At 41.4% G+C, this 14,373-nt stretch carries 11 protein-coding genes and 1 riboswitch; of the genes, 10 read left to right on the top strand and 1 reads right to left on the bottom strand.

Features of this window, described 5'->3' with window-relative positions; all coding sequences use genetic code 11:
- The first annotated feature begins 1 nt into the window (after position 1).
- The 5 genes from AC27FM_RS09645 to AC27FM_RS09625 are packed head-to-tail and all read left to right on the top strand — an operon-like array spanning position 2 to position 8,016.
- Positions 2 to 1,147, top strand: a complete 1,146-nt coding sequence (locus AC27FM_RS09645) for a glucose-1-phosphate adenylyltransferase (protein ID WP_487087771.1) — start codon at positions 2 to 4, stop codon at positions 1,145 to 1,147.
- Positions 1,144 to 2,310, top strand: coding sequence for a glucose-1-phosphate adenylyltransferase subunit GlgD (gene glgD, locus AC27FM_RS09640; protein ID WP_487087769.1), 1,167 nt, complete (start codon positions 1,144 to 1,146; stop codon positions 2,308 to 2,310). Before AC27FM_RS09645 ends, glgD begins: the two co-directional genes overlap by 4 nt.
- Entirely contained in the window at positions 2,303 to 3,742 is a 1,440-nt protein-coding gene (glgA, locus tag AC27FM_RS09635; RefSeq protein ID WP_487087767.1) for a glycogen synthase GlgA, read from the top strand. Before glgD ends, glgA begins: the two co-directional genes overlap by 8 nt.
- Before the next feature lie 32 nt (positions 3,743 to 3,774).
- Positions 3,775 to 6,180, top strand: a complete 2,406-nt coding sequence (locus tag AC27FM_RS09630) for a glycogen/starch/alpha-glucan phosphorylase (RefSeq protein WP_487087765.1) — start codon at positions 3,775 to 3,777, stop codon at positions 6,178 to 6,180.
- Positions 6,181 to 6,198: 18 nt separating this feature from the next.
- Positions 6,199 to 8,016, top strand: coding sequence for a glycoside hydrolase family 13 protein (locus AC27FM_RS09625; RefSeq protein ID WP_487087763.1), 1,818 nt, complete (start codon positions 6,199 to 6,201; stop codon positions 8,014 to 8,016).
- A gap of 69 nt (positions 8,017 to 8,085) precedes the next feature.
- On the opposite strand, the gene AC27FM_RS09620 is transcribed toward AC27FM_RS09625, so the two are convergent.
- Entirely contained in the window at positions 8,086 to 8,991 is a 906-nt protein-coding gene (locus tag AC27FM_RS09620) for a proline-specific peptidase family protein (RefSeq protein WP_487087761.1), read from the bottom strand.
- Between the two features lie 338 nt (positions 8,992 to 9,329).
- Between AC27FM_RS09620 and AC27FM_RS09615 the strand changes: the two genes are divergently transcribed.
- From AC27FM_RS09615 to AC27FM_RS09595, 5 genes are all read left to right on the top strand, one after another.
- Complete coding sequence (locus tag AC27FM_RS09615) at positions 9,330 to 10,619, top strand: hypothetical protein (RefSeq protein WP_487087759.1); 1,290 nt, start codon at positions 9,330 to 9,332, stop codon at positions 10,617 to 10,619.
- 119 nt (positions 10,620 to 10,738) lie between these two features.
- Positions 10,739 to 12,580 carry a heavy metal translocating P-type ATPase gene (locus tag AC27FM_RS09610; protein ID WP_487087757.1) on the top strand — a complete coding sequence of 614 codons (1,842 nt, stop codon included), beginning with the start codon at positions 10,739 to 10,741 and terminating at the stop codon, positions 12,578 to 12,580.
- Between the two features lie 108 nt (positions 12,581 to 12,688).
- Positions 12,689 to 12,919: a heavy-metal-associated domain-containing protein gene (locus tag AC27FM_RS09605; protein WP_487087755.1), complete on the top strand. Its 231-nt coding sequence runs from the start codon at positions 12,689 to 12,691 to the stop codon at positions 12,917 to 12,919.
- Positions 12,919 to 13,473, top strand: a complete 555-nt coding sequence (locus AC27FM_RS09600; protein ID WP_487087753.1) for a ferritin-like domain-containing protein — start codon at positions 12,919 to 12,921, stop codon at positions 13,471 to 13,473. Before AC27FM_RS09605 ends, AC27FM_RS09600 begins: the two co-directional genes overlap by 1 nt.
- Before the next feature lie 90 nt (positions 13,474 to 13,563).
- The gene (locus AC27FM_RS09595; RefSeq protein WP_487087751.1) at positions 13,564 to 14,247 is read left to right on the top strand and encodes a Crp/Fnr family transcriptional regulator; all 684 of its coding nucleotides are present in this window, start codon (positions 13,564 to 13,566) and stop codon (positions 14,245 to 14,247) included.
- 54 nt (positions 14,248 to 14,301) lie between these two features.
- Positions 14,302 to 14,367, top strand: a riboswitch (Fluoride riboswitch).
- Positions 14,368 to 14,373 lie beyond the last annotated feature (6 nt).

Raw genomic sequence — 14,373 nt, 5'->3', positions numbered from 1 at the left:
TATGACCGAAAAAAATGAAATGTTAGCAATGATTTTGGCAGGTGGACAAGGTACACGTCTAGGTAAGTTGACTAAGTCGACTGCCAAACCAGCGATTCCATTCGGGGGACGCTATCGTATTATTGATTTTACTTTGAGTAATTGTGCCAACTCAGGTGTCAATACAGTCGGTGTAGTTACTCAATATCAACCACTCGAACTGAATGCTCATATCGGCAACGGTTCTAGTTGGGGATTAGATGACCAAAATGGTGGGGTAACCGTATTACAACCATTTTCTTCTAGTGAAGGTGAGAAGTTCTTCGAAGGAACGGCTCACGCCATCTATCAAAATATTGAATATATCGACCAACAGAATCCGGAATACTTATTGATTCTCTCAGGGGATCATATTTACAAGATGGATTATGGTGCCATGCTCGACTATCACAAATCAAAAAAAGCCTCACTAACAGTGGGGGTCATTCCGGTATCGATGGAGGAAGCTAAGCGTTTTGGAATAATGAATACTGATGAGACTGAACGTATCATCGAGTTTGAAGAAAAACCAGAACATCCTAAGAGTAATAAAGCTTCGATGGGGATTTATATTTTTAACTGGGCGACATTGAGAAATTATTTAACGACTAGTTTCAACACGAACAAGTCACTGGAAGATTTCGGTAAGAACGTTATCCCAATGTACTTGGCAAACAATGAATCAGCCTACGCTTATGCCTTTGAAGGCTACTGGCGCGATGTGGGTACGATCCACAGTCTCTGGCAAGCTAATATGGAATTCCTTTCACCACACAATAGCCTGAACATTGGTGATCGTAACTGGCGGATCAATTCCAAGGTTCAAGTACTGCCACCAATGTTCTTGACTAGCACCAGCAATGTCAATAATTCGATGATCGTTGACAGTTGCTACGTTGCAGGTGAGGTCGATCATTCGATCTTGTCACAGGGAGTCTCTGTCGGGACTGGTAGTCGGATCGTTGACAGTATGATCATGCCAGGCGCTACGATCGGTAAAGATGTAGTGATCGACCACGCTTTAGTGGGTGAAGAAGCTGTCGTAGGTGATGGAGCTGAGGTTCTAGGAACAGAAGAAAATATCGCCGTCGTAGGTTACGGCGAAGTTCTGGGGGTTAAGAAACCATGAAACATAATAGTGTATGTGCCATCATTAATTTAGTTGAGCCATGGGAGAAATTACAACCGTTGACCGACGCACGTCCAGTGGGGACTTTACCTTTTGGCGGCCGTTATCGTCTCCTGGACTTTCCACTTTCAAGTATCGCAAATGCGGGTATCCAAAACGTTATGATCGCATCGCCACGTTCGGGACGTTCGGTCTCAGATCACATCCGGAGTGGTAATGACTGGAATCTCGACACCATCCGTGGAGGATTATTCAATTTCCCGTACAATGACTTGTCACTAGTAGTGCCAGAGGAGAAGAAAAATCTGATGCGTCATTATTATGATAATGCCATTTTGTTCTTAAAACGCAGTAACAGTGAGTATACTGTCGTTATGGGTACTAGAAACATCTGTAACATTGACCTCAAGGCTTTGTTGCGCTATCACAAAGAACGTGATAATCAAGTTACGACTGTTTATAAGAGCGTTGACGCTGCCGAAGTCAAGCCATCCAATACCGTCTTGGAGTTGACGGAGAATGGCATGGCAACTTCAGTTGTACCAGCTTCTAAGACGGTTCCTTCAAGTGAAGGTAAGTTAGCCAAGGACTTGAATATTTACTTGATGAGTACGATCGATCTAGTGGATATCTTGAAAGAAGCTAATCAGCGCGGTGACTTGATCAGCTTGGATCGCTTGATGAAGCGCGCCGTTATTCAGCACAACGCCAATGCGTTTGAGTACACTGGCTTTTATGCCAATATTCACGATGTCGGCAGTTTCTACAAGGGCAATATGTCAATTTTACAAGAAGATAATTTCCGAGCCTTGTTTTATAGTCAACGTCAAATCTATACTAAGGTCAAAAATGAAATTCCAACCTTTTTTGCGAAGAGCTCACAAGTCAAAGGTAGCTTGTGTGGAACTGGTGGTTACATCGAAGGCAAAGTCGACCATTCAGTTATTTTTCGTAATGTCTTCATCAATCGTAATAGTGAGATCAGAGATTCGGTCATCATGCAAGGTACTCGGATCGGCGTAGGTACGACGATCGAAAATGCCGTCATCGACAAGAACGTTGTCATCGGTCCTAATCTCGAATTGAAGGGCACGCCGGAGAAGCCACTAGTGATCGGCAAAGGTAAGAGAATTTTCAGACAGGCGGAGGTAACTAATGAGTAAAGTTTTGTTTGCGGCTGCAGAAGCTGCACCTTTTTACAAGACTGGCGGTCTAGGTGATGTCAGCTTGGCATTGCCCAAAGCACTGATTCAAGCGGGAGTGGATCTGAGAGTCGTGATACCTTACCACAAGCATCTTTTTCCTCAGAAATATTTAGCTGACGTCAAAGAACTGACTTATTTCCAAATTCAAGTCGGATCACAGTCGAAATATTGCGGTATCAAGACACTAAAATTGAATGGGATCGAATATTACTTGATCGACAATGAAGAATATTTTGGTCGTGATGGACTCTACGGTTACTGGGATGACGGCGAGCGTTTTGCTTTCTTCCAGCTGGCCATCTGTGAAATGTTGGAGAAGATCAATTATATTCCAAACGTTATCCATTGCAACGATTGGCATACGGCCTTTATTCCGGTATTGATGAGGGATAAGTACAATTGGATCGAAGCGTACAAACACATCAAGACTGTTTTGACGATTCACAATATTCAATTCCAAGGGATCTATAATCCAGCCATTTTGGGAAACTTATTCGGCATCGGCATGCGGACTTTTGATGAAGGTACGACGGAATTTTATGGAAATGTTAATTTTATGAAGGGTGGTATTTACTGCGCGGATGCTGTTACGACAGTTTCACCTAGCTACGCGGAAGAGATACAGACACCTGAATTTGGCGAGAGCTTAGACGGTATTTTGAGAGATAATTCCTACAAGTTACAAGGTATCATCAATGGGATCGACACGCAGCTCTATGATCCGGCAACTGATCCTAATATTTATTCACATTACCAAGTGGATGATATGACTAATAAGCGGAAGAACAAGTTAGAATTACAAAAATCTCTAGGGCTTCCACAAGTCGATGTGCCCGTTTTTGCGGTAGTATCTAGGTTGACTAGACAGAAGGGCATGGACTTGTTATTGGATGTACTGGATGAGTTCTTACATGACCATGACGCACAAGTTGTCGTCTTAGGGACAGGGGACCCAGATTTGGAAGCTGGTTTTAGAGGTTACCAAGCGGCTTTTAAAAAGCAGTTTGTAGCTGACATCGACTTTGATGTGAAGTTAGCACAACAGATCTATGCTGGAAGTGACATGTTCATCATGCCTTCAGCGTTTGAACCTTGTGGATTGTCACAGATGATGGCAATGAGATACGGCAGTGTGCCGATCGTCCACGCTGTTGGTGGGTTACGTGACACAGTCAAACCTTACAATCACTTTACCGGTGCAGGGACTGGTTTTGACTTTGATGACTATCGCTCTGAAGTTTTAGGCAAGATGATGAATAAAGCATTTGACTTGTATCTCAATGATCCAAAAGCTTGGCAGAAGATCAGATTCCAAGGGATGAAACAGGATTTTGGTTGGGAAAGATCCGCAAATAAATACCGCCAGTTATATAAAGAAGTATCACAATAATAATGTCCTAGCGGTTGATGGGAGTTGTAAACATGAAATTGGATGAAACAAAATTTACTACAGATTTTATCAACGAAGTTAAAGCTACTTATGCCATCGACATCAAGGACTCTTCATCATTAGAACAGCTCATGGTATTAGGTAACCTAATTAAGCGTTATGACAGCAATAATTGGAAAAATACTAGTAAGAAATATCGTCAGATGGACAGTAAGGAAGTTTATTATTTCTCGATCGAATTTTTACCCGGTCGTCTGATGAAGTCCAATCTGCTTAACTTGGGCATCCTCGATACGGTGCGAAATGGATTGAAAAAACTCGGATTAGACTTTGAAACAATCTGTCGTTCTGAACCTGATCCCGGTCTAGGTAACGGTGGCTTAGGGAGATTAGCGGCCGCATACTTAGATTCGATGGCTAGTATCGGATTGGCAGGTAACGGTAATGGTATCAGATATCGTTACGGCTTGTTCAAGCAAGTCTTCATGAATGGTTATCAAGTTGAATTGCCTGACGATTGGCTGCGAAACGGTAATGTTTGGGAGATCAGACGTGAGAATCGAGCTTGCTTAGTCAGATTCGGTGGACACGTCTGGCTCCAAAAACAATCTGATGGTAAGTTACGCCCAGTCTATGATCAGACTGATGACGTCCTCGCGGTACCGTATGATGTAGGAATCGTAGGCTATCACAACGACGTTACTAATACGATGAGATTGTGGTCAGCTGAATTACCTCCAAGTGCTGATCAAAATTTCTATTCACAAGCACGACGTGATCGAATCGATCAAATAACCGAAGTCTTATATCCAGATGATTCGAATATTGCTGGTCGTTCACTGCGCTTGCGTCAAGAATATTTCTTCTCCTCTGCTGGAGTACAGAGCATCGTTCGACATTACAATCTGGATAATTTAACGATCAATGACTTTGCCCGCAAAGTCGCCATTCACATCAATGATACTCATCCGACCTTGGTTATTCCGGAATTAATGCGGATATTGTTGGATGAATACGATTGTTCATGGGAAAAGGCTTGGCAGATCACTGTTGCAACGATGAGTTATACCAATCACACGATTATGCAAGAAGCACTGGAAACCTGGCCGATCGATATGTTTAAAGGCCTCTTGCCACGGATCTACCAGATCGTCGAAGAAATTGACCGACGTTATCGTAAAGAAAAAATTCCGATTTTCGGTGAAAATACTGTCGATAAGACTGCTCCACTAGGCAATGGTCAAGTGAGAATGGCATACTTGGCAGTCATCGGAAGTCACAGTGTCAATGGTGTAGCGCCGTTACACACAGAATTATTGAAGAAAGATGTACTGTCCGACTTGTATCGGATCTATCCTGAACGTTTCAACAATAAGACGAATGGCATCACTGGTCGGCGCTGGTTACAGTTGGCCAACGAACCACTATCCAACTTGATCGATTCGAAGATCGGTGAGACTTGGCGTTCTAATCCTAAGCAACTGCAAACTTTGACAGCTTTCAAAGATGACGATGACTTCTTGAAAAAACTGACTGAAGTTAAGATTGAGAACAAGCAGAGATTAGCACAATATGTCAACGATGATCTGGGCATCCAGATCAGGACCGATGCGATCTATGACGTTCAGATCAAACGGCTGCACGCATATAAACGTCAACTGCTACACGTTTTAGAGATAATCCGTGAGTATCTGGATATCAAGGACCATCCACAAAAGGCAGTGATACCAAGAGTCCACTTCTTCGGCGCCAAAGCGGCACCTAGCTATCACTATGCGAAGTCGGTTATCAAGCTGATCAATGCTCTCGCTGATCTAGTAAACAACGATACCGTTGTCAGAGATAAGCTAAAGGTCGTCTTCATTCCCAATTACGGAGTTTCACTAGGCGAGCTGATAATCCCTGCCGCTGATATCAGTGAACAGATATCTACTGCCTCTAAGGAAGCCTCCGGTACTAGCAATATGAAGTTGATGACTAATGGTGCTCTGTCACTAGCTACAATGGATGGTGCCAATATCGATATCATCGAAGCCGCTGGTATCGAAAATGAATATACCTTCGGTCTGACAGCTGATGATGTCTATGGCTATTACAATCGTGGTGACTATCACGCAGCTCAGTTCTATGATAATAACCCTGAGTTACAGCGTGTATTAGAGACGCTAGTCGATGGGACTATCCCTGGTATCTCAACTGAAGGACACGAGATATACGATTCATTACTGCGTTATAACGATGAATATTTCGTTTTAGCAGATTACGCTGATTATGTACAAAAACAAAAACAGATCAATCAAGATTTTACAGACAAAAGAACTTGGGAACAAAAATCATTAGCTAATATCGCGGCCTCTGGCACATTCTCATCTGACTATGCAGTCGCAAGATATGGTGAGGATATTTGGCAAGTACCGTATGATCGGATATTGAAGTAGTGAGGAGGAATCGCACAATTGAGTATTGTAGTTAAATATGATTCTTTTCAAACGACTGATAAATCCCCTTTTGGAGCGATCGAGAAATTAACGAAAGTAAAATTCAAGGTCAAAGTCCATGCCAGCGACGAGATCGAAAAGGTCATCTTGCATGTAGCTCAAGATGGACATTGGGATACGGAAGATCAAGTCTTGATGCAGATGCACGCACCGTATTATTGTGCAGAATTCGTTCCTAACAATGCTAGTTTGTATTTTTATTATTTTGAAGTCATAGCAGAAACAGAACGGTGTTTTTATGGCTGTTCCAATGGTGGTTTTGGTGGCGAGGGAGTTATTTACAATTCGCGGACCGATGTTCAAATGTATCAACTGACCGTGATCGATCACGTTGAGCCGATTCCAGAATGGTATCATCACGGGCTTGCTTATCAGATATTTGTTGATCGCTTTAACAATGGTAATCTGGATGGACATGTTAATAGTCCCAAACCGAATAGTTTTATTTATGGACAAAAGACGGACTTACCTATGTATATCCGCAACAAAAAGCAAGAAGTAGTCCGTTGGGACTTCTTCGGTGGTAATCTACGTGGTATCGAAGCTAAACTGCCGTATTTGAAACAATTAGGTGTAACGGTGATTTACTTGAGTCCGATTTTTGAGGCCATGAGTAATCACCGTTATGATACGGGAGACTATTTGAAGATCGACCCAGTTCTAGGAACGTTGGCTGACTTCGATCATCTAGTACAGTCGATCCATGCCGCGGGGATGTATTTGATTTTGGATGGCGTCTTCAATCATGTTGGCGTCAACTCTCGTTACTTCAATCAGAGCGGTTATTATCATACTGTGGGTGCTGAACAGTCGATCGACAGCCCGTACTATCCTTGGTTCACTTTTACTAAGTATCCACATGAGTATGACAGTTGGTGGGGCGTCACCGATCTGCCGACGGTTAATAAAAATAATTTAGATTTTCAAAAATTTATTTATGCTGGTAAAAATTCTGTTATCGACTATTGGACAGCTCGTGGAGTCGATGGCTGGAGGTTAGATGTCGCGGATGAATTGCCGGATGAGTTCATTCGAGGGATTCGTCAAGCCTTGGATCGTTATCCAGATAAGGTTTTGATCGGTGAAGTTTGGGAAGACGCCTCACATAAAGTAGCTTATGGGAAACGGCGCCATTATCTTGAAGGTGGCATGTTGCAGGCGGTTATGAATTATCCTTTGCGTAAACTGATCATTCGCGTTTTGACGGGGGATTTGAAACCATCAGAGTGGTGGTTAGAATTTATGACTCTGAAAGAAAACTATCCGCAGACAGTCTTTAATTATAATTTTAATAACATTGGTAGCCACGATACTGAGCGTATCTTGACGATGTTACATGGTAACCGTGAGTGGTTACGTCAAGCGTTTGGGATGCTGTTCACCATGCCGGGTGTACCTTGTGTTTATTATGGAGATGAGGCAGGATTGACTGGTGGGAAGGATCCTGAGAACCGTGCCTACTTCCCGTGGGATCATACCGATTTATCTATCCAAACCATGGTACTCAAATGGTATCAGTGGCGCAGTGCGCATTCGTGGCTCAATGAAGCCGAACTGGCACCTTTTTACTTAGGCAATTACGGGATCGGTTTCGTTTATTGGTGCGATGATAAGCAAGTATTATTAGTTTTGAACACTTCTCCCAATTCGCGTGAAGTGCAAGCAAACGACCTAATGCTTGATGTCGTACCGGGAGATACGGCCGCCGACATCAAGAAATGCTTAGTTGGCAAAGTTTTAACTAAGTCTGATATTCTTGTGTTGGAAGATTTTTAGAAAAAAATAAAGCATCGCTATTCTCATTTCTAGTTTATAGAAGTATGAGAGTAGTGATGCTTTTTTGTATTAATCGTTAAAATTATCGTTTTCAACATCTTTAATAAATGTCTTCAAATGATCAAAGTAAACGGGCGCATTATCGATCATATGATGGTGACCACCATTTGGTGTCGTAACTAAGCGAGCATGAGGGATTTCCTTTTGCATGATCGCAGCTGTATCAAGTGGCATTGTTTCATGTTCACCAAATGTCAAAAGTGTTGGGACTGTGATTTCTTTGAGGTGCTTTCTGAAATGCCAGTCCTTGAGTTTACCAGTGATAACGAATTCGTTGTCACCTTGGAAGACGCCGTAGATAGCAGTAGCAGTCGTGTCGATCAAATGTCTGATTGCTGTGGGTTGTTTGCGATCGATATATTCAGCGTTCAAAACGTCAACGTAGCTCTGGTAAGTAGGATCGGAGAGGTTGTTTTCAGCTTCGATATTTTTCATATACTCAACTTTTTCGGGACCGAGTGCGTCCATACGACACTGGTTGATACTTCTTACATAGTCATCGATTTCGTCGACCATACTTGAGATGATAGCACCTTTGAGATGTTGACCATATTTAGCAGCGTACATTTGAACTAGAGCGCCACCCCATGATTGTCCGATTAGATAGAAGTTATCCAATCCTAATTTTTGCCTTACTTCTTCAACTTCATCAACGAAGTATTCGTAAGTCAAATACTTGTCAGCAATTGCAGGATCACTATAGTCAGGTTGATCTGAATACCATGAACCTAATTGGTCATACATCGATACTTGGACACCTAAGTCAGACAGCTTGTCGCCGAAGTTCTCCCAATATTCGTGGTTTCCACCGGGTCCGCCGTGTAGGCAAAGTAATTGGATGTCGCCGTGACCTTGTGTGTTGGTCCATAAATGGTAGCCATTATCAAGAGTGATAATTGTTGTACCTTGTTTCATAAGATTTCACCTTCCTGAATGTAATGCTACTAGTATATAACCTAAATACTAATCAATTCAAACATTTTGTAATGTTTTTTTAATCAACTTAATTTAAAACTATTTTATTACTAAGATTTATTAGATTAGGTTACTGATATATAGCTAATTACGCTAGCGCTTACAACGAAAAGACGAATCGTCAAATTATAAAAGTAAGCTTAGATATTAGAATTTCTACATAATTGATACATTATTGATTAAAATCAATAAAAAGTGCTCACTATTTCTGTTACCGTGTATTATGATGAGTAGATGAGTTAAAATATGATAAAATTTATATGCTTGGGGGCGATACGATGAAGAAAAGTTTAATCAGATTCTTAGTCGTTGTCGTGTTACTCGGAGGAGTGACCACGATGGCTGAAGGTAATTCTTCAGTATCAACTACACAAGTTGCACAAGCTTCCTCAGATACTACTAGTTCACAAAGTATCTCGTACGCTGTAAATAAAAGTGGAACTAATGCTGTTGATGCTGATAGCGTCTATTTTATCAATGATGCTAAAATAGCACAGAATGATGATGGAACTTACAAAATAACTCTGACGATGAAACTTCCTAAATTAAAATCATTGTCAGTAACTACGATCGATGGACAAACACCAGTAACTTCGACCTACTCTGATGACAGTGGCACGTCTTATCAAGAGGTCAGCTTCAATGTTAATAGTTTGGATGATCTGAATAATACTATTTCAGGGACATTGGAGTCTAAGACGAAGCTCTTTAATGTTGAATTAACTAAGTCAAATCTTGACTTTAAGTTTAATACAGCCACAGCCACTGGCTCCAACAATAGTAGAAGTACCTTGCTAGATAATCTTAAATCTATCACTGAAGCAGATAAGTCCACAGCTCAGACGACGGATAAACAACCACTAGTATCTAATTATTCTTCTTCTGGAAATGTAATTATTGAAAAGCCTACATCAACAACTACTATCTCGAAGAATAATGATGGTCAAAGTATTACTTACAAGGTAGTCAAAAATGACAATAGTGGTTCTGCCGCTGCTAATTACTTAACGAACACAGCTACGATCACGCCAAATGCCGACGGTACTTACAACATCGCCATGACGATCGCCTATAACAAGAAGTTAGGTGATTCTGCCGTCAAGATCAATATGATCAACAATCAGACGGTCGATCCGGATAGTATTTTTCAATATACCAAAGGTGACAATAACTACTTGAAGTTTAACTTCAATATCGACAGTTTGGATGATTTGAGCAATCTGATCCCAGGACAATTGAGCTTACTCAGTCCTGATTACGGATTGGATTCACTGTTAGATTTCAATTTGGACTTTGATGGTTTGTCGTCACTAGACTTATCTAATCTAGTCAATACTTCAGATTTGTCGAGCATGATGAACGACTTGAAGAATCTATCCAGTGACTTGAAGTCGCTCCAAAATGGTACGGCACAGACAGAGACGGATGCTAGTTCAGCTAATGATACGCAGCAAGTCCTACCTAAGACCGGTAACGTTCCAGACTATGGTTTGAGCTTGATCGGTTTGACACTGATAGTATCTTGGGGTGCGATCATCCGCACTACTTACGTAAAAAACTACATATAACAACTAAAAGCTATGACGAATTTGTTTTCGTCATAGCTTTTTTGTAAAACTTGATTAGAATCAAGTTGTTGTGTCGAAATTCCTAATACAATGTATTTGTGCTTAGGAGGAAAGATAATATGAAATTTAATATATGGGTTCAAAAAAATCAAAATAGAATGACGGCAGCTATCGCAGTCTTGATCGTAATTAGCTTTGCCGCAAAGTTGTTACATTTTCCAGTCGTTGCAACACCAGCAATGATAATTGCTAGTATCATCGGTGCCATCCCGGTTTTCTTACACGCATGGACGGCTTTGATGAACAAGGTCATCAGTATTGAATTATTAGTTTCCATCGCCGTGATCGGTGCCTTCGTGATCGGAGAATACGAAGAGTCAGCTGTTGTTACTTTCTTATTTTTGTTCGGGAGTTACTTGGAACAAAGAACGCTCCAAAAGACCCGTTCCTCTGTTAAGAATTTGACACAAATGGCTCCAACAACGGCTGAAGTCGTTGATGAAGATGGTAATATCTCAACTGTCGATGTCGATGATGTTGACGAAGGTGACCACGTTATCGTTAAACCCGGTGGTCAGATCCCAGTTGACGGCAAGATCGTTGAAGGTAAAGGATACATGAACGAAGCTTCGATCACTGGTGAATCGACGCCAGTTGAGAAGTCGATCGGTGACAAGGTTTTTGCTGGCTCCCTGACTGATAATGGAACTATCACCATCGAAACTACTTCAGTAGGTGAAGACACGACTTTTGGTAAGATTATCGAATTGGTCGAAGAAGCCCAAGATAGTCAATCACCAGCTGCTCGTTTCATCGATAAGTTCGCTACATATTACACACCAGCAGTTTTGATCATCGGTATTTTAGTCTGGATCTTCACGAAGAACTTCCCACTAGCTATCACTGTGCTAGTTCTAGGATGCCCTGGTGCTTTGGTTATCGGTGCTCCAGTATCTAATGTAGCTGGAATCGGTAACGGTGCTAAAAATGGTATTTTGATGAAGGGTGGCAATGCTGTTAATACCTTCTCTAAAGTAGATACCCTGGTTCTAGATAAGACTGGTACTTTGACGACTGGTCAAATGAGCGTGACGGATCTAGTACATTTTGGTGATAATAAAGAAGCTGATATCGGCTTGCTCAGTGCTGTCGAAGGTACATCTGACCATCCACTAGGACGTGCAATCGTCAGATACATTGAGAAGCAAGAAATAGCCGCTACAACAGACTTACCAGAATTAGATACAGTTAAAGGTCAAGGTCTCCAAAGTGCTGATGGCAACATCTTAGTAGGTAATGAACGCTTGATGAAGGCAAATGATATCACGATCAGTGCCGAAGCTAGAAAAGTTATCGACACTCGTATCAATCAAGGTGACTCGATCGTCTTGATGGCAGTAGACAAAGAACTAAAACTAGTCGTTGGTGTCAATGATCAATTGAGACCAGATGCTTTTGAAGGTTTGACAGCCCTCAAAAAAGCTGGTATCAAACGAGTAGTTATGCTTACTGGTGACAATAAAGTTGCTGCTCAACACGTAGCTGATCGTTTACCGATCGATGAAGTACACGCTGAATTATTACCAGAACAAAAAGTTGATTTCGTGAAGAAATTTACTGATGAAGGACATCACGTAGCCTTCGTTGGTGATGGGATCAATGATTCACCTTCACTAGCTACGGCTGACATCGGTATCGGTATGGGTACTGGTACTGATGTAGCAATCGAAACTGCAGATGTAGTTTTGGTCCAATCGAGTTTCAAAGCCTTAGCTCACGCATATGTCCTCGCTAAGAAGACGGTCGCTAATACTAAGGAAAATATCTTCATTGCCGTTGCGACCGTAGCCGCCTTGTTGATCGGCTTGTTAGTAGGTGTTATTCATATGGCCAGTGGGATGTTCGTTCATGAAGCCAGCATCTTAGTCGTTATTTTCAACGCAATGAGATTATTGAGATAATTTTTAAAAAAAGTTTCAAATACTTGATTTAGATCAAGTTCAAATCAATCAAATGGCTCTATTATATGAGTTGTAAGTTAGTTAAAGAAAAGTAGGAGGAAGTTAAATATGGCAAAAGTAATATTACAATTAGGCGAATTAACCTGCCCATCATGTATGACAAAAATCCAAAAAGCAGTTCAAAATCAAGACGGAGTTTCCGACGTCAAAGTTATGTTCAATGCTGGCAAAGTAAAAGCTAACATTGATGAATCAAAGATCTCCGGTGAAGACCTAGGTAAGGTAGTAACTGAATTAGGTTATGAAGTTAAGAAGATCAAAACAAAGGAGCTTGCATAATGACAGAATTAACAATCGATGAAAAATTTGCGGCAGAACAAAAACAAGCTGATGCCGATCACCACAAACCAACGGCTGGAGCAATGACAGGACATATAGTCGCTAACCACGCTTATATCAATGTCAAACTACATCAGCTCAAGTGGTTCGTGAAGGGCCCTGAGGCTGAGAACTATAAGGCAGTCTTGAGTGACACGATCGATGAGAACAACGCTTGGTTCGACAAGATTGCAGACCAATTATTGGATGAAGGCGAATTACCACCATCAACTTTCAAAGAATACAATGATTACACGATGATCGATGAGAATGGCGCAAATAAGTACTTGGATGCATCTGCAATGATCCAAACGGTCGTTAATGACTTCGCAACTGACAACATGTTTGTCACACGTGCGATCAAGTTAGCTCAAAACGAAGATCGTCCATTCATGGCACAAGTATTGATCGAATTGCTAGGCTGGAATAATCATCAGATCCGGATTTATCAAGCTCTACTTGGCAATGATGCCAAAGCAGGCTTTGAAGAAGACGATGATGATGACGAAGACTAATTAGAAAGAATCTTAACCGAAGAATGATATGATTTATTCGGTTAAGATTTCTTTTTAGACTTAACAAAAAATAAAAAGGGGCGTAAATAAATGGCACATCTAAATCATAATCACACACCTGCAGACTGTATCGAATTGGTGACGATTTTTCAGTCACTTTCTGAAGAGGACACTGAAACTGTGGCATCGTTAGTGTCGGACCGACATTTTGAGAGTGGCGAATATATTTATTCGGCTGGTGATCCAGCGGATACATTGACGATCGTAGCGCACGGTCAAGCCAAGGTCTTCCAGATTGCTGCCAATGGTAAGGAACAGATGTTGCGAATCTTGCAGACGGGTGATTTTGATGGTGAGGCAGCCCTTTTTAGTAATGAAGATCGGACGAGTTTTGCGCAAGCTCTGATGGATACTAACGTGTGCCAGATCAAGCGTAATGACTTTCAGAAGTTGATGAAGACTTCACCCGAACTAGCTGTCAATATGGTCAATGCCTTTGGGCAACGGATCGTGCAGTTGGAACAGCAGACTACTGAAGCTGCCACATCGAGTGTTGAAGGTCGTTTGGCTAGTTACTTGTTAGAGACTAGCGCTGGCTTGAAGCAATCCCAATTTGAACTACCACTGAAAAAGAAAGATATTGCAACCTACTTAGGAACGACACCAGAGACGATCAGTCGCAAACTGAAGTCACTAGCTGAAGATGGCCTGATCGAAAAGAGATCCAATACGCTGATCAAAATTTTGGATGCAGACGGTTTAGCAATGGTCTAATATGTCTTTAGCAAATTCCTTGTATTTAATTATTAAGTATTGTATTCTGTGGTCGTATTAATAGGCGATGACGTTCGCCAAAAATAATTGCAAAAACAATTTGATGACGTCTACTAAATGAGGGTA

It is taken from the genome of Companilactobacillus sp. y65-5 (assembly GCF_057541095.1).
The sequence above is the reverse complement of the archived record's forward strand: the minus strand, read 5'-3'. Positions and strand labels throughout refer to the sequence as shown.